Source organism: Sphingorhabdus sp. Alg239-R122 (assembly GCF_900537065.1).
Lineage (GTDB): Bacteria > Pseudomonadota > Alphaproteobacteria > Sphingomonadales > Sphingomonadaceae > Alg239-R122.
The window spans coordinates 226467-247291 of the sequence record NZ_UNRC01000001.1; the positions used below are offsets into that span (position 1 = coordinate 226467).

At 52.6% G+C, this 20825-nt stretch carries 18 protein-coding genes; 7 read left to right on the forward strand and 11 right to left on the reverse strand.

Annotated features, from left to right (window positions below):
• Positions 1 to 11: 11 nt before the first annotated feature.
• Positions 12 to 1436: a sodium/proline symporter PutP gene (putP, locus tag G6Q15_RS01115; RefSeq protein ID WP_164114673.1), complete on the forward strand. Its 1425-nt coding sequence runs from the start codon at positions 12 to 14 to the stop codon at positions 1434 to 1436.
• 31 nt (positions 1437 to 1467) lie between these two features.
• Here putP and G6Q15_RS01120 read toward each other — a convergent pair whose 3' ends face one another.
• From G6Q15_RS01120 to G6Q15_RS01145, 6 genes are all read right to left on the reverse strand, one after another.
• Complete coding sequence (locus G6Q15_RS01120; protein ID WP_205518056.1) at positions 1468 to 3069, reverse strand: long-chain fatty acid--CoA ligase; 1602 nt, start codon at positions 3067 to 3069, stop codon at positions 1468 to 1470.
• Between the two features lie 33 nt (positions 3070 to 3102).
• Positions 3103 to 6576: a DNA polymerase III subunit alpha gene (gene dnaE, locus G6Q15_RS01125; protein ID WP_164114675.1), complete on the reverse strand. Its 3474-nt coding sequence runs from the start codon at positions 6574 to 6576 to the stop codon at positions 3103 to 3105.
• 62 nt (positions 6577 to 6638) lie between these two features.
• The gene (locus G6Q15_RS01130; RefSeq protein WP_164114677.1) at positions 6639 to 6956 is read right to left on the reverse strand and encodes a hypothetical protein; all 318 of its coding nucleotides are present in this window, start codon (positions 6954 to 6956) and stop codon (positions 6639 to 6641) included.
• Between the two features lie 76 nt (positions 6957 to 7032).
• Positions 7033 to 7509: a glutathione peroxidase gene (locus tag G6Q15_RS01135; RefSeq protein ID WP_164114679.1), complete on the reverse strand. Its 477-nt coding sequence runs from the start codon at positions 7507 to 7509 to the stop codon at positions 7033 to 7035.
• Positions 7510 to 7518: 9 nt separating this feature from the next.
• The gene (locus G6Q15_RS01140; protein ID WP_164114681.1) at positions 7519 to 8205 is read right to left on the reverse strand and encodes an ABC transporter ATP-binding protein; all 687 of its coding nucleotides are present in this window, start codon (positions 8203 to 8205) and stop codon (positions 7519 to 7521) included.
• Positions 8198 to 9436 carry a lipoprotein-releasing ABC transporter permease subunit gene (locus G6Q15_RS01145; RefSeq protein ID WP_164114684.1) on the reverse strand — a complete coding sequence of 413 codons (1239 nt, stop codon included), beginning with the start codon at positions 9434 to 9436 and terminating at the stop codon, positions 8198 to 8200. Before G6Q15_RS01145 ends, G6Q15_RS01140 begins: the two co-directional genes overlap by 8 nt.
• 571 nt (positions 9437 to 10007) lie before the next feature.
• Between G6Q15_RS01145 and G6Q15_RS01150 the strand changes: the two genes are divergently transcribed.
• Positions 10008 to 10481 carry an Hsp20 family protein gene (locus G6Q15_RS01150; RefSeq protein WP_164114686.1) on the forward strand — a complete coding sequence of 158 codons (474 nt, stop codon included), beginning with the start codon at positions 10008 to 10010 and terminating at the stop codon, positions 10479 to 10481.
• Positions 10482 to 10549: 68 nt separating this feature from the next.
• On the opposite strand, the gene G6Q15_RS01155 is transcribed toward G6Q15_RS01150, so the two are convergent.
• From G6Q15_RS01155 to tpiA, 4 genes are all read right to left on the reverse strand, one after another.
• The gene (locus G6Q15_RS01155) at positions 10550 to 11233 is read right to left on the reverse strand and encodes a Crp/Fnr family transcriptional regulator (protein WP_205518057.1); all 684 of its coding nucleotides are present in this window, start codon (positions 11231 to 11233) and stop codon (positions 10550 to 10552) included.
• Positions 11234 to 11317: 84 nt separating this feature from the next.
• Positions 11318 to 12949 carry a CTP synthase gene (locus G6Q15_RS01160; protein WP_164114689.1) on the reverse strand — a complete coding sequence of 544 codons (1632 nt, stop codon included), beginning with the start codon at positions 12947 to 12949 and terminating at the stop codon, positions 11318 to 11320.
• A 110-nt stretch (positions 12950 to 13059) separates the two neighbouring features.
• Positions 13060 to 13452 carry a preprotein translocase subunit SecG gene (gene secG, locus G6Q15_RS01165; protein WP_164114692.1) on the reverse strand — a complete coding sequence of 131 codons (393 nt, stop codon included), beginning with the start codon at positions 13450 to 13452 and terminating at the stop codon, positions 13060 to 13062.
• Positions 13453 to 13575: 123 nt separating this feature from the next.
• The gene (gene tpiA, locus G6Q15_RS01170; protein ID WP_164114694.1) at positions 13576 to 14316 is read right to left on the reverse strand and encodes a triose-phosphate isomerase; all 741 of its coding nucleotides are present in this window, start codon (positions 14314 to 14316) and stop codon (positions 13576 to 13578) included.
• A gap of 230 nt (positions 14317 to 14546) precedes the next feature.
• Between tpiA and G6Q15_RS01175 the strand changes: the two genes are divergently transcribed.
• The 3 genes from G6Q15_RS01175 to G6Q15_RS01185 are packed head-to-tail and all read left to right on the forward strand — an operon-like array spanning position 14547 to position 18786.
• On the forward strand, positions 14547 to 16487 hold the full coding sequence (locus G6Q15_RS01175; RefSeq protein WP_164114697.1) for a peptidylprolyl isomerase: 1941 nt from the start codon (positions 14547 to 14549) through the stop codon (positions 16485 to 16487).
• A gap of 5 nt (positions 16488 to 16492) precedes the next feature.
• Positions 16493 to 18016 carry an anthranilate synthase component I gene (trpE, locus tag G6Q15_RS01180; RefSeq protein ID WP_164114698.1) on the forward strand — a complete coding sequence of 508 codons (1524 nt, stop codon included), beginning with the start codon at positions 16493 to 16495 and terminating at the stop codon, positions 18014 to 18016.
• Between the two features lie 59 nt (positions 18017 to 18075).
• The gene (locus G6Q15_RS01185) at positions 18076 to 18786 is read left to right on the forward strand and encodes a phosphodiester glycosidase family protein (RefSeq protein ID WP_164114700.1); all 711 of its coding nucleotides are present in this window, start codon (positions 18076 to 18078) and stop codon (positions 18784 to 18786) included.
• Positions 18787 to 18798: 12 nt separating this feature from the next.
• Here the strand turns inward: G6Q15_RS01185 and G6Q15_RS01190 are convergent, their stop codons facing one another.
• Positions 18799 to 19101: a polyhydroxyalkanoic acid system family protein gene (locus G6Q15_RS01190; RefSeq protein WP_164114702.1), complete on the reverse strand. Its 303-nt coding sequence runs from the start codon at positions 19099 to 19101 to the stop codon at positions 18799 to 18801.
• Positions 19102 to 19185: 84 nt separating this feature from the next.
• On the opposite strand from G6Q15_RS01190, the gene G6Q15_RS01195 reads away from it, so the two are divergent.
• Both G6Q15_RS01195 and trpD read left to right on the forward strand, forming a co-directional pair.
• Positions 19186 to 19791 (forward strand): aminodeoxychorismate/anthranilate synthase component II, encoded by a 606-nt coding sequence (locus tag G6Q15_RS01195; RefSeq protein WP_164114704.1) that lies wholly within the window; start codon positions 19186 to 19188, stop codon positions 19789 to 19791.
• 41 nt (positions 19792 to 19832) lie between these two features.
• Positions 19833 to 20822 carry an anthranilate phosphoribosyltransferase gene (gene trpD / locus G6Q15_RS01200; RefSeq protein WP_164114708.1) on the forward strand — a complete coding sequence of 330 codons (990 nt, stop codon included), beginning with the start codon at positions 19833 to 19835 and terminating at the stop codon, positions 20820 to 20822.
• The last annotated feature ends 3 nt before the right edge of the window (positions 20823 to 20825 follow it).

Below are 20825 nucleotides of genomic sequence, written 5' to 3' on the forward strand. Positions count from 1 at the left end.
AGACGCTTTCCATGCAGACAGGTATTTACATCTCCCTCGCCCTTTATTTCATCGCCATGCTAGGCATCGGCCTATATGCATGGAAGAAATCCACTGATGATGTCAGCGGCTATATGTTGGGCGGGCGCAATCTTCCGCCCGCTGTTGCGGCCCTGTCCGCCGGGGCTTCGGATATGTCTGGCTGGCTGATGCTGGGGCTACCCGGGGCCATGTTTGCCAGCGGTATGTCGTCCAGCTGGATAGCGATCGGACTTTTTATCGGCGCATTCCTCAACTGGATTATCGTTGCACCGCGTTTGCGCCAGCAGACCCAAGATTATGATGATGCCCTCACCATCCCCGATTTTTTTGAGAAACGCTTTGCCGATAACAGCCATTTGCTGCGGGTGATCGCTTCCGTCGTCATTATCATATTCTTTACGCTATATACTTCCTCAGGACTCGTTGCCGGCGGCAAGTTGTTTGAAAGCGCGTTCGGGCAAAGTTATGAAACCGGTCTCTGGGTGACTGCAGGTGTAGTGCTCGCCTACACCATGTTTGGCGGTTTTCTGGCTGTCAGCCTGACTGATTTTGTGCAGGGCTGCATCATGTTTGTAGCGCTTATCCTCGTGCCTGTTGTCGCTCTCACCTCATCTGGCGGATTTGCCGGAACGGTGGACACTATCCGTTCCATCAACCCTGACTTGCTCTCTCTTTTCACCGGCACGACCATAATCGGTATTATCAGCGCGATGAGTTGGGGTCTCGGTTATTTCGGGCAACCGCACATTATCGTACGGTTTATGGCAGTGCGCTCGGTTGCCGATGTACCGGCGGCGCGCAATATCGGCATGGGCTGGATGTTTGTGACGCTGTTGGGTGCGCTCGCCATGGGACTGACTGGCCTTGCCTATGCCACGCAGAACAACATTGCCGTGGAAGACCCGGAAACCATTTTCATGATTCTGGCTGACTTGCTTTTCCACCCGCTTATCACTGGATTCTTGCTGGCCGCCATATTGGCCGCAATCATGAGCACCATTTCTTCGCAACTGCTGGTATCGTCCAGCTCGCTGACAGAAGATTTCTACAAACTATTCGTTCACCGTGATGCCAGCCAAAAAGAGCTCGTAACTGTGGGTCGTTTCTCGGTGCTTGCCGTGGCGCTGTTCGCGATATTCCTTGCCTACAACCCCGAAAACAGCGTGCTGGGCCTGGTTAGCAATGCCTGGGCAGGCTTTGGTGCGGCATTTGGCCCACTTGTTATCCTGTCGCTGACATGGAAAGGCATGACGCGGGGCGGGGCGCTTGCTGGCATGGTTGTCGGCGCGGTCACGGTTCTGCTCTGGATCAATATGGGCTGGAGTAGCTGGCTCTATGAAATCGTGCCGGGATTCGTGCTCTCGCTGCTGACTATTGTGATCGTAAGCCTAATGAACCACGGTCCAGAAAATTAGGGAAAGCAGAAACCCGTAATACTCGGAAATATCACGTATCGGCGAAACTGAAATCCTTATACCGCTTACGTAATTCGGTCTTGAGCAGCTTACCTGTTGCTGTGTGAGGCAGGTCATCGACAAACAGCACCTCGTCCGGCAACCACCATTTGGCGACGTGATCAGTAAGATGCGCAATGACCTCATCCTTGCTGATATCCGCCCCCTCATTTTTGACAATCAACAGCAGCGGCCGTTCATCCCATTTCGGGTGCGGCATACCAATGGCCGCGGCTTCCACCACGCCTTCCATACCGACAGCGGCATTCTCCAGATCAACCGAGCTAATCCATTCACCGCCCGACTTAATGACATCCTTGGCACGATCCGTAATCTGCATCACACCGTCGGGATGGATAACGGCGACATCGCCCGTATCGAACCATCCATCTTTGGTGAGTGCATCTTCTTCGGCCTTGAAATAGCGTTTGATGACCCATGGTCCGCGGATTTGCAGACGCCCGCTGCTTTCCCCGTCGCGAGGCTGCAACACGCCTTCATCATTCACTACGCGCAGTTCAACACCAAAAGGTACCCTGCCCTGTTTGACCACCACATCAACCTGCTCATCGAAGCTCAGGTCATCCCAGTCGGGTGAAGGCGACCCCATGGTGCCAATGGGCGAGGTTTCGGTCATGCCCCAGGCATGATTGACGCGCGCGCCCATTTTCATAATGCGCTCAATCATCGCGCGCGGCGCAGCCGACCCGCCAATTGTCACAACTTTCAGATATTCGGGCGCTTCACCACTGGCATCCATATGCTGGAACATGGCCAGCCAGACTGTCGGTACGCCTGCGCTATGCGTCACTTTTTCCCGGTTCATTAACATAGTGAGGACTGCCGGGTCATTAACGGCGGCATAGACGAATTTGAGGCCCGCCAGTGCGCCTGCAAATGGCAGACCCCATGCCGCCGCGTGGAACATTGGCACCACCGGCAACGCGACAGAGGTGGTCGAAAGGTCGAAAATAGCAGGCTGTATCTCGGCCATCGCATGGATTGTCGTGGAACGATGCTCATAAAGCACGCCCTTGGGATTGCCGGTTGTGCCGCTGGTGTAGCAGAGCATACAAGGTTCGCGTTCGTCGCCATCAACCCACGTGAAATCATCGTCATAACGGTCCAGCAGGTCCTCGAAACCCTGTGCATCGCTACCCTCTGACGAATCGTAGCAGATATAATGCTTGATGCTGGTCCACTGAGCCTTGAGCTTATCAATAATGGGCTGGAACGCTGCGTCATAGAGCAGCACCTGATCCTCGGCATGGTTGGCGATGTAGACCAGTTGATCCTCAAACAGGCGCGGGTTGATGGTGTGGATGACACCGCCCATACCGATTGCGCCATACCAGCTTACCAGATGACGGCTATGGTTCATGCCCAGCGTTGCCACGCGATCGCCTTTTTTCAGGCCCATGTCGGTGAGCGCCTTGGCAAGGCGCCGTGCGTCGCGAGAGATTCCGGCCCAATCGGTACGTGTTTCACTGCCATCGGCCCAATAAGTAACGATTTCCCGGTTTCCATGCTCTTTCGCCGCATGGTCCAGCATGTGCATGACACGTAATTTGAAATCCTGCATTCCGCCCAGCATGGTCATTCTCCCGATTATATGTTTTGGTATGTATTATTTTACAGCATGCAGCCCTTTGTCCACGCTCAGCGCGATATTGGCAAGTCCCTCTATCGGTTCCAGCGCATCGGCAAGTTCTGCGTCCAGACTACGTCCGTTGCACAGTTTCATATGTGCAGCGGCTTCTCCATCCACCATCAGGCGCGCATATATAACGCCACGGCCTTTGTCTTGTGCTTCCACAGTCATGGCAAGCTGTGGGAAGGCGCTGGCATCATGCACATCAAGATCAAGCCGCATTCTGGCGGACCCTTTAATGCCTTCCAGTGGCTGTGCGGAGCGGATGGTTACACGCGGTGGCTGATCCTCCGACGGTGTGTCGAGTTCAACATTGAGCAGCACACAGGCGGAGGCCTTGGCAAAATCCATCATCGGTTCGACCATATGCTCCTCGAAACAGCTGGCCGAGAACTGGCCAGACTGGTCCGACATATCAGCCATGATGAAGTCCTTGCCACGCTTGGTCTTGCGCCGTTGTACCGATTCCACCAAAGCCGCCATGACAGCGGGACGGCGCGATCCCGGCTGCCCCCTGCTTTCCATCAGCGCGGCATAGGTGCGTGCGCCGTTGGCGCTTGCAATCGCCTTGTATTGTTCCACCGGGTGCGCGGCGAAGTAAAAACCAAATGCGTCTTTCTCATACGCCATTTTCTCACCGATCGACCAGTTTTTATCGCATGACAGCCGCATCGTCTGTCCGGCATTGTCATCTTCCGCACCAAACAGACCACCCTGCCCGCTTATCCGTGAGCTGTGCGCGTCAGCCGCCACGGCCAGAATGACATCGGCAGAAGCGTGGATAGCTGCGCGGTCTGTGTTCAGGCTGTCAAATGCACCTGCCGCAGCCAGGTTTTCAAGGGCGCGCTTGTTGAGCATTGACGGATCAATCCGGTTTGCCATGTCATCCAGCGAGGTGTACCAGCCATTTTCCTCCCGCTCTGCCGTAATCTGCGACATGGCCTTCTCACCAACATTTTTCAGGCCTGCCAGCGCATAACGCACGGCATAGCCGTCATCGCTGTGTTCCACAGAAAATTCAGCCTGACTGCGGTTGACGCAAGGCGGCTCACAGGCAATATCCAGCTTGCGCATGTCATCGACAAAAATGTTGAGCTTGTCAGTCTGGTGCATGTCAAAACACATAGAAGCCGCGAAAAATTCGTGCGGGTAATGTGTTTTGAGCCAAGCCGTCTGATAAGCGAGTAACGCGTATGCGGCGGCATGGCTTTTATTGAAGCCATAGCCTGCAAACTTGTCGATCAGGTCGAACAGTTGGTTCGCTTTTTTGCCGTCAATATTATTTTGCGCAGCACCATCGACAAAACGGTTACGCTGCTTGTCCATTTCGGCCTGGATCTTTTTACCCATCGCGCGGCGCAAAAGATCTGCATCTCCAAGTGAATAACCGGCAAGCACCTGTGCCGCCTGCATCACCTGTTCCTGGTAGACGATAATGCCATAGGTTTCCGAGAGAATGTCTTTCAACAAAGGGTGCGGATATTCGATATCTTCCTTGCCGTTCTTGCGTGCGCCAAAGCTTGGAATATTGTCCATCGGACCCGGACGGTAAAGCGAAACAAGTGCGATGATATCGCCAAAATTGGTTGGCTTCACTGCCGCCAGCGTGCGGCGCATGCCTTCGGATTCGAGCTGGAATACGCCCACCGTGTCACCGCGCTGGAGTAGCTCATAGACTTTGGGATCATCCCAGGCCAGTGCATCCAAATCGATATCAATGCCGCGCCTGGCGAGCATCTGCACCGCTTTTTGCAGCACCGAAAGTGTTTTCAGGCCCAGAAAGTCGAATTTCACCAACCCCGCGACCTCGACAAATTTCATGTCAAACTGCGTCACAGGCATGTCGGAGCGCGGGTCGCGATAAAGAGGGACAAGGCCTGCAAGCGGACGGTCGCCAATCACCACGCCGGCAGCATGGGTCGAACTGTGCCGTGGCAGGCCTTCAAGCTGCATGGCAAGATCAAATAGCCGCTTTATTTCAGGCACAGTTTCATATTCACGGCGCAGGTCGGAAATCCCCTCCAGCGCCATTGGCAATGTCCACGGGTCGGTGGGATGGTTGGGTACCAGCTTGCACAGCCTGTCCACTTGTCCATAGGGCATTTGCAGCACGCGGCCCGTGTCACGCAGGACGGCACGCGCTTTCAGCTTACCGAAAGTGATGATCTGCGCGACATGGTCGTTGCCATATTTCTGCTGCACATAACGGATGACTTCGCCGCGTCGTGTCTCACAAAAGTCGATATCGAAATCGGGCATCGACACACGTTCGGGATTGAGAAACCGTTCAAAAAGTAACCCGAGTTTGAGCGGATCAAGGTCGGTGATGGTGAGCGCCCATGCCACGACGCTACCCGCACCTGATCCGCGACCCGGCCCCACCGGAATGTCATTATCCTTGGCCCATTTGATAAAGTCGGCAACAATCAGGAAATATCCTGGGAAACCCATGCCAACAATCACGTCAATCTCGAAAGCAAGTCGGTCGTAATAGGCATTGCGCTCATCTTCGCTCAGGTCGGGATAAGCTTTAAGCCGTTCATCAAGCCCAGCCTTGGAATCGCGTTTCAGCTGCTCAACCTCGCCCTGCAAATCACCGGCCAAACTGGGTAGGATGGGTGCACGTTTTGGCGGCACGATCGCACATCTTTGCGCAATGACCAGTGTGTTTGTGAGTGCTTCGGGAATGTCGCTAAACAATTCCTGCATCATCTTGCCCGATTTCACCCAGTTTTCGGGCGCGCCTTTAATCCGGTCTTCGCTTTCAACATATTCCCCATGTGCAATGCACAACATGGCGTCGTGCGCATCATGGAATGTCGGATCGGCAAAACAGGACGGATTTGTCGCGACCAATGGCAGGTCACGGGCATAGGCAAGGTCAAGCAACGCGTTCTCTGCCGCCTGTTCTGCATCCAGTCCGCGGCGTACAAGTTCAATATAGAGCCGGTCAGGAAAATAAGATTGTAGCCGGTCCAGATAGGCCAGCGCCGTGTCTGCCTGCTCTTCGGCCAAAAGCCGGGTAACTGCGCCTTCTCCACCCGCAGTCAGGCAGATCAGGCCCTCTGTATGTTCCCCAAGATAGTCGAGAGAAACATGTGGTAGATGTTCAAGCGGACGGTCAAGGTGCGCTGCGGATACAAGCGCGCAGAGATTGTCATATCCCGTCTCATCCTGTGCATAAAGCGCAAGCCAATCGAATATGGGTGTATCGCTGCCGCTATCAGGGCGCTTGATGCCGAGCATGGTGCCAACAATCGGTTGCACCCCTTTGGCCTTACACCCATCAGAAAAAGCCATGCCGCCATACAGCCCATTGCGATCAGTCATGGCAATGGCGGGAAAACTGCGTTCCTTTGCAATTTTACCAATTTTTTTGGGCTCTATTGCACCATCGAGCATCGTATAGGCGGAAAATACACGCAGCGGAACAAAGGGCATGAAAGACATATCCAAACCCTAATCCAGCAGACGCGATTCGCCAAAGCCGAAATCAGTGTCAGTGGATAAGTTTATTCGGCGATTTTCGCGCGTACATTCCTGACTGTCGACCAGATACCATATAGAATTAGTGCGCCCAGGAAAAACCATACCCAGACAGGAATATTGCGTCCCACAATTGCAAGATAGACATAGGCTGATACAAAAAAGGTACCCGCACTCAGTACCGGAAGGGCGATTGACTTGCCCGCGCGCCGGTTGCGCACCAGCCAGGCAATGGACAGCATGAAAAATGGAATGGCACCCACATAGATGCTGCCGAAAATAATCGGATCAACACCATAATTTTCGCCTAGGCTGAAAAACCAGTCCTGCAATGACTGCCACATATTTATTCTCCGCTCGTAAATACCTATATCGCAAGTTCGGCGACAATATGGCCAAAGTTACAGTTATTGCGGATATTCAAAGCAGTTTGGCAATATCGCTGCGAATCTGTTCGGGTTTGATAATCGAACCATAGCGCGCAACGACTTTTCCATCCTTGTTCACAAGGAACTTGGTGAAGTTCCACTTGATCTTACGACTCCCCATCAGGCCGGACTGTTGCTTTTTAAGGTGCTCCCAAAGCGGATCTGCATTGGGGCCGTTTACATCGATTTTGGCCATAAGCGGGAATTTAACATCATAGTTAAGTGAGCAGAATTCGGCGATTTCCGCTTCACCGCCAGGTTCCTGTCCACCAAACTGATTGCATGGAAAGGCTAGTATCTCAAAATCCTTATCAGAAAATTCTTCATGCAGGCTTTCCAGTCCCTCATATTGCGGAGTGAATCCACACTTTGAGGCCGTGTTGACAATAAGTAGCACCTTACCCTTGTGCTTTGACATATCCCGCTCTTTGCCGCCGGGTAATTTCACTTTGAAATCATAAATATCCATATCGTTTTCCTATTCCAGACGGCCTTCATGCAAGCGCACGATGCGGTCCATTTTCTTTGCAAGTCGTTCATTATGTGTGGCGACTAAAGCTGCGCTGCCCTCTTCGCGAACAAGGCGCAGAAATTCAGCCAGCACTATATCTGCCGTATGTTCGTCCAGATTGCCAGTCGGTTCATCCGCCAGCACCAGCATGGGCCGGTTAGCAAGCGCGCGGCCCACGGCCACACGTTGCTGCTCCCCACCTGAAAGCTGGCTGGGACGATGTTCCAGACGCTCGCCCAATCCCAGAGTGCTCAAAAGATGCTTGGCCCGTTCTCCGGCATCATTGCGGGGGGTACCTGTTACCAGTTGCGGCAGGATAACGTTTTCTGAAGCATTGAAGTCGGGCAACAGATGGTGAAATTGATACACAAACCCCAGTGTCGTTTTGCGCAACCTTGTGCGCCCATCACTCGACAATGCAGCAGCCTCTTCACCATTAATAATTATTGAACCCTCAAATCCGCCTTCCAGCAGGCCAACCGCCTGAAGCATGGTGGATTTACCGGATCCTGATGGCCCGAGTAGGGCCACAATCTCGCCCGCAGCAATGGTTAAGTTGACACCGCGCAACACTTCGATCGTGGTACTGCCCTGTGTAAAGCTGCGCCGTACATCGGTCAGCTGGACTATAGTATCGCCGTTCACTTTATTCATAACGCAGCACCTGCACAGGATCCGTGCTTGCCGCTTTCAATGCCGGATAAAGCGTTGCAAGAAAGCTGAACACCAGTGCCATGATCGCAATACCTGCCACTTCGATCGGATCAGTCTTACTGGGCAGTTCAGTCAAAAAACGGATTTGCGGGTCCCATAGATTCTGCCCAGTCAAAAACTGTATCGCATTAACGATAGACTGGCGGAAGAACAGGAAGACGAAGCCCAGGACAAGGCCAGCCAATATCCCGAATGATCCGATCACAGTGCCAACGGTCATGAATATTTTCATCAGTGAGCGCCGCGATGCGCCCATGGTGCGCAAAATAGCGATATCGCGCGTTTTCGCACGGACCAGCATGATCAGTGATGATAGGATATTGAACACAGCTACCAATATGATGATCGACAGCACAATGAACATTGCCACACGCTCTACAGCCAGAGCCTCGAACAGGCTGGCATTGATGGTGCGCCAGTCATTGACAATCGCCTGCCCAGTTACCTTGTCGCTGAGCGGTTTCAATATTTCACCAACTTTTTCGGCATCACGGGTCGTGACTTCAATCATGCCAACAGCATCACCAATAAGCAGTAATGTCTGCGCATCGGCCATCGGCATGATGACAAAAGCCTTGTCATAATCATAAATGCCGATTTCAAAAATGGCATCAACTTCATAGCCAATTTCGCGTGGCACCGTACCAAATGGCGTGGAACGTCCTTGCGGATTGATGATTGTAATCACATCGCCGATCTGCGCGCCCAGATTCTGGGCCAGGCGTGAACCTATCGCTACTTTGGATGCACCATCACGCAGGCCATTCATACTGCCGGCAATTACTTTATCCCGCATTTCCTGCAGGTCTTCATCCACCATGCCGCGCACCAGTATCGCTTCAACACGACCATTGAAATTGACCAGCAAAGGTTGTTCGATCAGCGGTGATGCCGACACCACGCCATCGGTTGCTTTGGCCTCTTCCAATATATCCCGCCAGTTATCGAGCCTCCCGCCATAACCCTGTACTACGGCGTGGCCGTTCAGCCCAACAATCTTGTCGAGCAGTTCGGCACGAAAACCGTTCATGACGCTCATCACCACAATCAACGCAGCCACGCCAAGCATTACGGCAACAAGACTGATGCCTGCCACCATGGCAATAAATGCTTCACCCCGTCCGGGCAGCAAATATCGTTTCGCGATGGTCCATTCAAATGGAGAAAGCATAAATCAGGTCAATTCCAACAGCTGTGAACGAATGTTCCTCTTGAAAACTGCATTAGGCGGCTAACGACTCGCTGACAACAAATGATTGCATGTCAGAGAATCGCCTGTTGCAGATTCAGCACATAGAGTTGCAAAAAAATATAGACCCTGCACTTTGCGCTGGCATTAACGGCGCAATTAAAGCATTGGAGACTCCATTGAACGTGCGTCCGGCTCTAGTCGGCGCAATGGTTTTGAGAGAGCCATGTTCAGGGAGACATTTCCGGTGGTTTGGGGAATCCGCCAGGAATGTAAAGGTCTGTATTTGTCTCGCGAGCTTTGCTTACGCTGAGACACACGAGATGCGGATCGTCACGAGAACGCCTAAGCCTGAAAATGGCTTAGGCGTTTTTCGTTTAAGATCACTTAATTAACTGAAAAGCAGCTTTATTTTTTACTGCCAAATCTCTTGAAATCATTTTCCGCAAACCATATTTCATGTGTGTGATGGCCTTGTTGCGTCACATAGTAAGTGCAAAGTGCCGGATAATCGGGCTTTGAAAATGTTAAATTGCTCAATGGAGGATTTATTATGAACCGTTTTGATTTTACACCTTATCGTCGCTCCACCGTCGGTTTCGACCGTCTTTTTGACCTGCTCGAAAATAATGGCCGTGTGCAACAAGGCGATAATTACCCACCATTCAATATTGAACGCAGCACCGAAGACCAATATCGCATTACACTTGCGGTTGCAGGCTTTAAGGCTGATGAAATTGATATCACAGCGCAGCAAAACCTGCTGACGGTTTCAGGCAAAAAAGACACGGAAAACAGCGAAAGTCGCGATTTCCTGCATGTAGGCATTGCCAACCGGAATTTTGAGCGCCGCTTTGAGTTGGCTGATTTTGTGCGTGTGGAAAAAGCTGACCTTGCCGATGGCTTGCTTATCATTGACCTGGTGCGCGAAGTGCCGGAAGCCATGAAGCCGCAGAAAATTGCCATTAATGCCGATCCGAAACTGGCTGTGGTCGATGGCTCGCAGGATGAGAACGAAGCGGCGTAAGCCCGCTTTCCATCACATGAGATATATCAGGCGGATGCAGTGCTGTATCCGCCTTTTATGTGCAAAGCCTATATGGTTTCAGCGATTTCCAACAAAAGATCACGGTTCAAAATATGGATACGCCCTGTATCCAGTTTGATTAGGCCCGATTCGACCCAACTGGAAAGCTGGCGGTTAATCTGTTCGCGTGACAATCCGACAAAATTACCTAATTCACTCTGACTCAGGTCCAGCTTAAGCCGTTCTTCTTCAGGATCAGACAGCATCAGGCGCAGCAGATAGCGCGCCAGCCTTGGCCCAGACGTAAAAGCGCGATCCGCCTCGATGATGGAATTGGATTGCCTGAGCCGCCGAGCCATGGATTGCAGCAACCGCATGGCCAATCCCTGATGCTTGCTGACAATTTCATCAAATGCGCTCCGGGTAAGGACAAGTGCAGTCACATTGTCGAGCGCATGTACGCTGGCGGTCCGTTCACCGCCATCCAGAAACGCGATTTCACCTACTACATGTCCGGCCTCAGCATAATCCAGAACGATTTCACGGCCATTGCTGGCAATCATACTGGTGCGGGCATAGCCAGTCAGCATGATGAACAGCTTGTCGCCTTCTTCCCCCTGCCCCATGATTTCATGACCCTTGTCATATTTCATGTAATTGCCGCGCAATATGATTTCGGCGAGTTCGTCCGGCCCGCAATCGGCGAACAGACTATGTGTGGAAAGCATTTCGGCAAGTTGTTCAGCGTGCATATATCCCTCCCATAAACCGGTAATGCAGGGTTCTATGCCGCAATTGGAAAGTGCACAAGGGCGTGGCGCAGGATTGACGGGGTTTTAAACCAACCTGCTCTGCTCGACCGCTGCCTTGATAAAGCTGGCAAACAGTGGATGCGGGTCAAATGGCCGGCTTTTGAGCTCGGGGTGGAATTGCACACCGACAAACCAGTTAAGGTCAGGCCGTTCGACAATTTCAGGAAGCTCGCCATCGGGCGACATGCCAGAGAATATCAGGCCACCATTTTCCAGCGTTTCGACATATTTGGTGTTTACCTCATACCGGTGGCGGTGGCGTTCGCTAATCTCTTCACTGTCATATATTGCGCGAACATGGCTGTTGCCATCAAGTTTCGCAGGATAGGCGCCAAGCCGCATTGTGCCGCCCAGATCACCGTCTTCTGCCCGTTTTTCAAGCCCTTCTGCGCCCATCCATTCAGTAATCAGGCCAACTATCGGTTCATCTGTATCACCAAATTCAGTGGTCGATGCGCCTGCAATATGTGACGTATTTCGCGCCGCCTCAACACAGGCCATTTGCATGCCGAGGCAAATACCGAAAAACGGAACATTACGCTCGCGGGCAAATTTGACCGATGCAATCTTGCCCTCGCTTCCACGTTCACCGAAACCACCCGGTACCAATATGCCATGCAATGGCTCAAGCTGTGCGGCAAGGTCTTCGGGATTTTCAAACATTTCTGCGTCGAGCCATTCGATATTGACCTTAACCCTATTCGCCATGCCGCCATGCACCAACGCTTCACTGAGTGATTTATAGGCGTCTTGCAGGCCGACATATTTGCCAACCACGCCAATAGTTACCTCACCTTCCGGGTTGGTGTAGCGTTCGCTGACATCATCCCAGCGCGCCATATCGGGCTTGCCTTTGTTATCTATTCCGAAAGCGCGGAGCACTTCGGTATCCAGGCCTTCTTCATGATATTGCCGCGGAACATCATAAATGCTCTTGGCATCAAGCGCTGGAATAACCGCTTCCTTGCGGACATTGCAAAATAGCGCGATCTTGCGGCGCTCGCTTTCCGGCAGTGGTTGTTCACAGCGGCATAGCAGGAGGTCTGGCTGGATACCGAGCGATGTCAATTCACGTACGCTATGCTGTGTCGGTTTGGTTTTGAGCTCACCGGCAGCAGCAATGTAAGGCACCAGTGTAACATGCACCAATACGGTGTTTTCATATCCGATATCATTACGCAATTGCCGGATGGCTTCCATAAATGGCAGGCTTTCAATATCGCCTACGGTGCCGCCAATTTCACACAACACAAAATCCAGATCTTCGGTATCCGCCTGTGCAAACGCCTTGATTGCATCGGTCACATGCGGAATCACCTGCACTGTCGCGCCCAAATAATCGCCGCGGCGTTCTTTTTGAATAATCGTCTGGTAGATCCGTCCAGATGTCACATTGTCGGATTGCCGCGCAGACACACCTGTGAACCGTTCATAATGCCCCAGGTCCAGATCCGTCTCTGCGCCGTCATCAGTCACATAGACTTCGCCATGCTGGTATGGGGACATGGTGCCCGGATCAACATTTAGATAGGGGTCGAATTTCCTTATGCGCACACGGTATCCGCGCGCTTGCAGCAATGCTGCAAGGCTTGCTGCCATAAGACCTTTGCCGAGCGAGGAGACCACGCCGCCTGTGATAAATATATATCGCGCCATGGGAGGAAAGCGTTAGACGTAAACTATGGGGTCTGACAAGCACCCGAATCCGGTCAAGCGTATATTTTTTTTATAACCGGATTTTTTAATACCGGTTTTGGCAAGAAATATTATTCGCCAGCCGCGTCCAATGGATCAGTGCTGTCACCACTTTCGGCAGGTGCAGGTACCGCGGCGCCATCGCTAGAACCGGCAGCATCCAACGGATCATCACTAGCTGGTGCAGCCACTTCAGCGCCGCCGCTACGGTCCAGCGTCTGATCGATACTGTCGCCCGAATTTTCACCCACAGCAATAATCGCCAGAGCAATGCTGAGCCCGACAAAAACAACCGCGAGAACCGCTGTTGCGCGTGTCAGGATATCTGCAGCACCGCGCGCTGACATAAGGCCGGATGGATTGCCGCCCACACCAAGACCGCCGCCTTCGCTGCGCTGCATCAGGATAACGCCAACAAGGGCAGCTGCGATAATCGCCTGTAAAACGGTGAGAAAAAGAAACATGGGCCTGTATATCCAATTAAACTGTTCAAAATGTTGCTGGCACATAGCGAGTCACCCCGCCATATTCAACAACCATGGTAAAAATAGCAGTTGCCTGCCATATGTGCAATCAGCACCAAACCATCAGGCCACAGCTTCCAATATCGGAAGGAATTTATCCGCCGTAAGGCTGGCGCCGCCAACAAGTGCGCCATCTACATTGTCCAGCGTCAGTATTTCAGAAGCATTGCCGCCATTGACTGACCCGCCGTACAGGATGCGCATATTATCACCATCACTACCAATCCGATCTGTCAGCGCAGCACGCAGCGCTGCATGCATATCGGCTATATCCGCGCTTTGCGGCACGCGACCTGTGCCAATTGCCCAGACAGGCTCATAGGCAACTGTAAGCCATTTGGAAGACGCTTCCTCTGGCAATGAGGCCAGTAACTGCGCAGTGACAAAATCAATCGCATTGCCTGCGTCACGTGTTTCCAGTGTTTCGCCCACACATAATATCGCGTTCATGCCGGCGGTTTTAAGCGCTTTCGCCTTAGCCGCCACCAATGCATCTGTCTCACCCTGGTCAGCGCGGCGTTCGCTATGACCAACAATCGAAAAACGTGCTCCCGCTTCCTTTAGCATTGCGGCAGAAAGACAGCCTGTATGTGCGCCCGCTTCATTATGGTGTACATCCTGCGCACCGATCGTGATATCCGTATTCACCTGCGCTGCCCCGGAAATAAGCGTTACGGGCGGACATATTGCCGAATCCACACTGTCATTACGCCCGCAAAAGGTGTTGATTTCGCCAATCTGTTGCAGGTCTTGCGCAAGACCATTCATCTTCCAGTTTCCGATGATATACTTCTTGCGGCGCATGCTTCTTCTCCAAATTGTGCGGTTGCTGAATTTGGTGCAGGCGCTAACAGATATTTACATTGCTTTCCAGTATAGTCGCTTCCATGCAATTCTGGTCTGCTTCCCCTAGTTTTTCATCCACTCAGGCAATATTTTCGACCAAAACCCGATACAGGCGCTTGATGCCTGTTTCGAAGCCGCCTAAGGCACAGTCCTATCTGTAAACATGCAAAATTTCGGAAACCGTCCACATGATCAGTTTTTTTCGCTCCATCTTTCAGTCGAAAATCGGCCTGTTCTTCACCTTTGCCTTTGTCGGCCTGATTGCCATTGCCTTTGCCAGCAGTGATATTACCGGCAGCACATTTGGCGGTGTCGGCGGCGGCAATGTCGCTAGCGTCGGAAGCGAAGATATTGCGGCCGGTGATCTTTCACGCTCTGTCACATCCGCTTTTGAGGGCGCGCGTGCAGAGAACCCAACATTGGATCTTGCCACATTTGTGGATCAGGGCGGGCTGGAAAGCATTCTGGACCAGATGATCAATAACCATGCCCTGCAGGTATTCGCCCGTGATAACGGCATGGCCGCAAGTAAAAGACTGATCGATAGCGAAATATCATCCATTGGCGCTTTCCGTGGACCAGATGGCCAGTTCAGCGAACAGGTATTTCGCCAGGTTCTGCAATCACAGGGGCTGACTGAACGTATTGTACGCGGTGACCTGGAACGGGCATTGGTGGGTGAGCAAATACTCTTGCCCGTCACTTATGGGGTACGCGCGCCTGATGATCTGATTCTGCCATATGCCTCATTGATTCTTGAAGGACGCAAGGGCCGCATTGCCCTTATTCCTTCGGCAGCATATGCGCCCAAAGATACCCCTGGTGACAAGGCTTTGACAACATTCTATTCCGCCAACAGTGAGCGTTACAGACTGCCAGAGCAGCGAACTATTCGCTACGCCGTGTTTACCACTGAGACACTGGGTGATTCCATCAACCCTACCGAAGAGGAAATTCAGGCGGAATATGGCCGCCGTGCACAGGAATTTGCCGCAAGTGAAACGCGCAGTATCACACAGGTTGTTACAACCACCGAAGCTGCCGCAAATACACTGGCTGCACAGATCCGCAGCGGCAAGAACCTGGAACAAGCTGCGCAAGATGTTGGCCTTTCGGCAAGCGAGGTAAACAATGTCGGCAAGGAAAAATTCGCACGTGATTTTTCCAATGCATATGCGGACGCTGTTTTTGGAGCTTCGAACGGGGAAATTACAAAGCCGGCGCAAAGCCCGCTTGGCTGGCACGTTGCGCGGGTCACTGACACAAATAAACAGGCCGCACGTAGCCTTGAGCAGGTACGCGGAGTACTGACTGCTGAACTCAAGGAGACCAAAACATTGGAAGCACTCGCTGATTTGACCGAAAAGTTCGAAGATGAATTTGCCGGTGGTGCCAGCCTTGCCGAAGTTGCCGGCAGCTATGACCTGGAAATAAAAAGCACACCTTCGCTGCGTTCAAATGGGCAAACCCCGGATCAAGCTGGATATAGCCCTGATAATGTCGTGCAACGTGTCATTGGCAACGCCTTTGCCATGGAACAGGATAGCAGCCCGCAACTCGCCGAACTTATCGCAGGGCAGCGTTATGCCATGTATGATGTCGCCGATATTAAGGAAGCTACCCCGCCGCCGCTTGCGGAAATCAAAGATAACGTCATACGCGACTACAAGCTTGAACAAGGCGCTAAAAAAGCCAAGGAAACATCGGAAACAATCAAGAAACAGGTTGCCTCTGGTACCGCGTTGGACACAGCGATATCGGGCCTTGATGTGCGTATTCCCCCTGCTCAACGTGTCGGCACAACCCGTGCGAACCTGATCCGGCCCGATAGTAACGTACCGCCACCACTGGCATTGATGTTCAGCATGGCCGAAAAAACAGTCAAGACAATTGAAGCGCCGGGCAATCAGGGGTGGTACGTTGTATATCTGGAAGAAATTGAAAAAGGCGATGCCAGCAAGCAGCCACAACTCGTCGCGCAGACAAAGCAGCAATTTGGCGGTTTGTTATCGGGCGAATATACCCAGCAATTCATTAATGCCGTCAAAAATGCTGTGGACATCGACAAGGATGAAGGCGCTATCAAGGCCGTGAATGACCAGATTACAGGTCGGAACCGGATCAATTAATCACGATGGCGCGAACGGAAAACCGGCCTGATGCGCTTGCTGCGCTTGAGAAAGGCGGTTCCGCGCTCATTTACAGGCGTCTTGTCGCTGACACGGAAACACCCGTGTCCGCTGCGCTCAAGCTCATGGAGAATGATCGCGGGGATTTCCTGTTGGAATCCGTTGATGGCGGGGAAACACGCGGCCGCCATAGCCTGATCGGGTTGGAGCCTGACTTGCTGTTTCGGGCCGCTGGCGACAATTGCGAAATCAATCGCAGCTGGATGAATGACCGGCAGGATTTTACGTCACTGGATGCACCTCCGCTGGATGCTTTGCGTAACCTCGTCACCGAATGCCTTATGCCTGTACCGGACGCGCTTCCCGAAGCGCTTGCCTGCCTGGTAGGCTATTTTGGCTATGAAACAATCGGCCTGATCGAAAAACTGCCGCGTGCGCCGCAATCCTCCCTCGAAGTGCCTGACATGGTATTTGTGCGGCCGACCGTGATCATCATATTCGACCGGCTAAAAGATGAAATGTTCCTGGTTGCACCGATATGGGCGAGTTCCCACGGCACGGGAGAACAGAAGATTGAGCGTGCGGAAGATCTTCTGGATGCTGCGGAGCGCAAATTGTCTGCTACAGCAGCATCTCCTCAAGCTGCCCGTGATGTGCAAGTTATGAGCGAACTGCCCGTGCTTGAACCGGTCGTGCCCGCTTCGCGCTACAGCCAGATGGTCCGGGCAGCCAAGGATTATATCAGGGCGGGCGATATTTTTCAGGTCGTACTTGCACAGCGTTTCACCCTGCCCTTCACATTGCCGCCCTTTGAACTTTACCGTGCGCTGCGCAGGATCAACCCCTCCCCCTTCCTCTATTTCCTTGACCTGCCGGGCTTTGCACTGATTGGTTCCAGTCCGGAAATACTGGTGCGCGCGCGCGATGGTGAAGTCACCATACGTCCGATTGCCGGAACACGTCCGCGCGGGGCGAATGCAACGGAGGATCAGGCTAATAAAGCTAGCCTGCTCGCCGATGCAAAGGAACGTGCCGAGCATCTGATGTTGTTGGATCTGGGCCGCAATGATGTGGGCCGTATTGCCGAGCGCGGCAGTGTGGAAGTGACAGACAGTTATATGGTGGAACTGTACAGCCATGTGATGCATATCGTTTCCAACGTCACAGGTCGCCTCGCAAAAGGCAAGGATGCAATTGATGCGCTGTTCGCAGGTTTCCCGGCAGGTACGGTCAGTGGCGCGCCCAAAGTGCGTGCCTGTGAGATTATTGCCGAGCTAGAGGGAGAAACACGCGGAGCCTATGCCGGCGGTGTCGGTTATTTCGGGCCTGGTGGCAATATGGACAGCTGCATCGTCCTGCGCACCGCTGTGGTCAAGGATGGCACCATGCACGTGCAGGCAGGTGCCGGGATAGTTGCCGATAGCGATCCTGCTTATGAACAACGTGAATGTGAAGCCAAAGCCGGAGCGCTGGGTTCAGCAGCGCGCGAAGCCATAAGGCAGGCGCAGATGCCTGAATTCGGGCAGTGAGAAAAGCTCTTCTCGTTTGCATATTATTAGCTGCTGTCGGGGTAGGCTTTACTTATGGCATGGGCAGCGACGAGGATGCCGTCAAAACGGCAAAAAACGATGCATGCAAGGCCGTTACGTTTGAAAATGACGCTTTCACCCATTGTGTAGCGTCCCCTGAACGTCACTTCATCCAAACCATCGTGCATAATGCGGATGCGGAACCACTACGTACTTTCGAAGCCCTGGAAAAAGAACTTGGCGAGAAAGTAAAAAGTGCCGCCTTTGCGGTAAATGGCGGTATGTATGATGCAGATGGTAACGCCATAGGACTACTCATAGTAGATGGGGCAGAAATCAAGTCGTTGAATCAAAACAAGGGACCTGGTAACTTTCACTTGCTGCCCAACGGTGTTTTTTACGGTGACAGCAAAGGATGGCATGTCGCCACTTCCGCAGTATATGCCGAATTACAAACAGGCGAAGTTGATTTTGCCACGCAGTCAGGGCCGATGCTGGTTATCGATGGCGCTCTGCATCCTGATATTGCCCATAATGGAGAGTCCCGCAAAATCCGTAATGGTGTGGGGATTGATCCACACGGCAAAGCGCATATGCTAATCAGTGATAGCCCAGTTTCTTTTGGGCGTATGGCACGGCTTTATCAGAAACTTGGGGTGCAAAATGCCCTGTTTCTTGACGGTACAGTATCTGCTCTTTGGCGGCCCGCTATTGGCTATAGCCATAGAAAGCATGAACTCGGACCAATGATACTGGTTTCAAAACACTAGCTTTTTGAAACATTACTCTAGTAGCTTGGGCGCTTCTTTTTGCATTTTTTCACGGAATTTATCGGCAAACATGGCGAGCAGCGGCGGCAGGTGAAACACGGCATCCACTGCATCATCCTTGATATCAAGATTGCAGCTGACACGCTGCCCCATTGCCTCCAACGTAAAATCAAGAGCATCTTCATCCCAATGGTGTTCCGCCATTTTGGCTCCCGGCAAGGCTTCTTCCAGCTTGTAAATACCGCCCGCAATACGTTTTTTTGCTTCTGCACGGCCCAGTTTATGCAGGATCGTCATGGCTACGGGTTCTGACATACTAATATACTACCTTTCTAAAAATATGCGTACGGGCTGTCTTGGCACTTGGCCTTGTGCTCGATTTTGACTAGGCACTACCACATGATACTCGTCATCGACAATTATGACAGCTTTACCTTCAATCTCGTCCACTACCTTATGGAGTTGGGCGCTGAAGTCCGTGTGGAGCGCAATGATGCCATCAGCGTCAAAGATGCAATGGACAGCGGTGCGACTGCTTTTTTGATCTCTCCGGGGCCGTGCACACCCAATGAAGCGGGCATTAGCCTGGATTTAGTAGCAGCCTGCGCAGATGCCAGAAAACCGTTGCTGGGTGTCTGCCTGGGTCACCAGGCGATTGGCCAGCATTTTGGCGGTAAAGTCGTACAAGGCGGGTTGATGCATGGGAAAACATCACCGGTAGTACATGATAATAGCGGTGTTTTCGGTGGATTACCCTCGCCCTATACCGCCACGCGCTATCACTCGCTTATTGTTGAGGACGCACCCGATTGCCTGATCGTCAATGCAACTTCAGATGATGGTTCCGTGATGGGTTTTCGCCATGAAAGCCTGCCTATACACGGCGTACAGTTCCATCCTGAGAGTATTGCCACGGAATATGGGCATGCACTGCTCGCCAATTTCATGCGCATGGCGGGGTTGGAAACCGCGAATATTCCCGAAAATACCGTGCCCATCGCATAAATTGTGGTCATGCCATGCATTATATGCTTCACACCAGCCTTATGACACAGCTTCCCGATCCCCAATCGCTCCTTTCAAGAGAAGATGCAGGCACAGCTTTTGCAGCTATTCTGGACGGTACAGTCAGTGATGACGCCATCGCAGCTTTCCTTGTCGCACTTTCCGAACGCGGAGAGACTGCTACGGAAATTGCTGCCGCGGCCGCCGCTTTGCGTGAACGCCTGATTCCCATCGAAGCGCCGGACAATGCTATTGATGTGTGCGGTACGGGCGGTGATGGGCATCATACACTCAATGTATCCACGGCAGTATCACTTGTTGTGGCTGCTTGTGAAGTTCCTGTTGCAAAGCATGGAAATCGTGCAGCTTCTTCTAAAGCAGGTGCCGCTGATACTCTGGAAGCGCTTGGCCTCGACATGCAAGTGGCGGGAGACAAGGCGCAAGAGACATTGGCAGATTTGGGTATCTGCTTTCTGTTTGCCGCCAACCACCATCCAGCGATGCGCCGTATCCAGCCCATTCGCAAGGAAATCGGGCGGCGTACGATATTTAACCTGATGGGACCGCTTGCCAATCCGGCAGGCGTAAAGCGGCAGCTTATAGGCATTGCCCGTCCAGGCTATGTGCATGTCTATGCAAAGGCACTCGCTGAACTGGGTACGGAGCGAGCCATGATTGTATCGGGTGATGAAGGGCTGGATGAACTTTCGCTGGCTGGCGGCAATGAAGTTGCCGATATTACAGCGGACGCAGTCCTGATGCGGCGCCTCTATCCTGCCGAAGCGGGGCTGGCTGAATATCCGGTATCTGCCATTCGCGGTGGTGACGCAGAATATAATGCGGCGGCGCTCAGACGGCTTTTACAGGGAGAAAAAGGGCCATATCGTGACGCCGTGCTGTTCAACTCAGCTGCGTCGCTAATGGTAGCAGGCGAAGTGGACAATCTACGCGACGGTGTCGAAGAAGCCGCAGAAGCGCTTGATAAAGGTCTTGCCAATGCATTGCTCGACTGCTGGATTGCCTATACATGACAG

Coding starts and splice junctions, on each gene's coding strand:
- putP (WP_164114673.1), top strand. CDS start 12: ATGCAGACAGGTATTTACATCTCCCTCGCCCTTTATTTCATCGCCATG.
- G6Q15_RS01120 (WP_205518056.1), bottom strand. CDS start 3,069: ATGCTGGGCGGAATGCAGGATTTCAAATTACGTGTCATGCACATGCTG.
- dnaE (WP_164114675.1), bottom strand. CDS start 6,576: ATGTCTTTCATGCCCTTTGTTCCGCTGCGTGTATTTTCCGCCTATACG.
- G6Q15_RS01130 (WP_164114677.1), bottom strand. CDS start 6,956: ATGTGGCAGTCATTGCAGGACTGGTTTTTCAGCCTAGGCGAAAATTAT.
- G6Q15_RS01135 (WP_164114679.1), bottom strand. CDS start 7,509: ATGGATATTTATGATTTCAAAGTGAAATTACCCGGCGGCAAAGAGCGG.
- G6Q15_RS01140 (WP_164114681.1), bottom strand. CDS start 8,205: ATGAATAAAGTGAACGGCGATACTATAGTCCAGCTGACCGATGTACGG.
- G6Q15_RS01145 (WP_164114684.1), bottom strand. CDS start 9,436: ATGCTTTCTCCATTTGAATGGACCATCGCGAAACGATATTTGCTGCCC.
- G6Q15_RS01150 (WP_164114686.1), top strand. CDS start 10,008: ATGAACCGTTTTGATTTTACACCTTATCGTCGCTCCACCGTCGGTTTC.
- G6Q15_RS01155 (WP_205518057.1), bottom strand. CDS start 11,233: ATGCACGCTGAACAACTTGCCGAAATGCTTTCCACACATAGTCTGTTC.
- G6Q15_RS01160 (WP_164114689.1), bottom strand. CDS start 12,949: ATGGCGCGATATATATTTATCACAGGCGGCGTGGTCTCCTCGCTCGGC.
- secG (WP_164114692.1), bottom strand. CDS start 13,452: ATGTTTCTTTTTCTCACCGTTTTACAGGCGATTATCGCAGCTGCCCTT.
- tpiA (WP_164114694.1), bottom strand. CDS start 14,316: ATGCGCCGCAAGAAGTATATCATCGGAAACTGGAAGATGAATGGTCTT.
- G6Q15_RS01175 (WP_164114697.1), top strand. CDS start 14,547: ATGATCAGTTTTTTTCGCTCCATCTTTCAGTCGAAAATCGGCCTGTTC.
- trpE (WP_164114698.1), top strand. CDS start 16,493: ATGGCGCGAACGGAAAACCGGCCTGATGCGCTTGCTGCGCTTGAGAAA.
- G6Q15_RS01185 (WP_164114700.1), top strand. CDS start 18,076: ATGGGCAGCGACGAGGATGCCGTCAAAACGGCAAAAAACGATGCATGC.
- G6Q15_RS01190 (WP_164114702.1), bottom strand. CDS start 19,101: ATGTCAGAACCCGTAGCCATGACGATCCTGCATAAACTGGGCCGTGCA.
- G6Q15_RS01195 (WP_164114704.1), top strand. CDS start 19,186: ATGATACTCGTCATCGACAATTATGACAGCTTTACCTTCAATCTCGTC.
- trpD (WP_164114708.1), top strand. CDS start 19,833: ATGACACAGCTTCCCGATCCCCAATCGCTCCTTTCAAGAGAAGATGCA.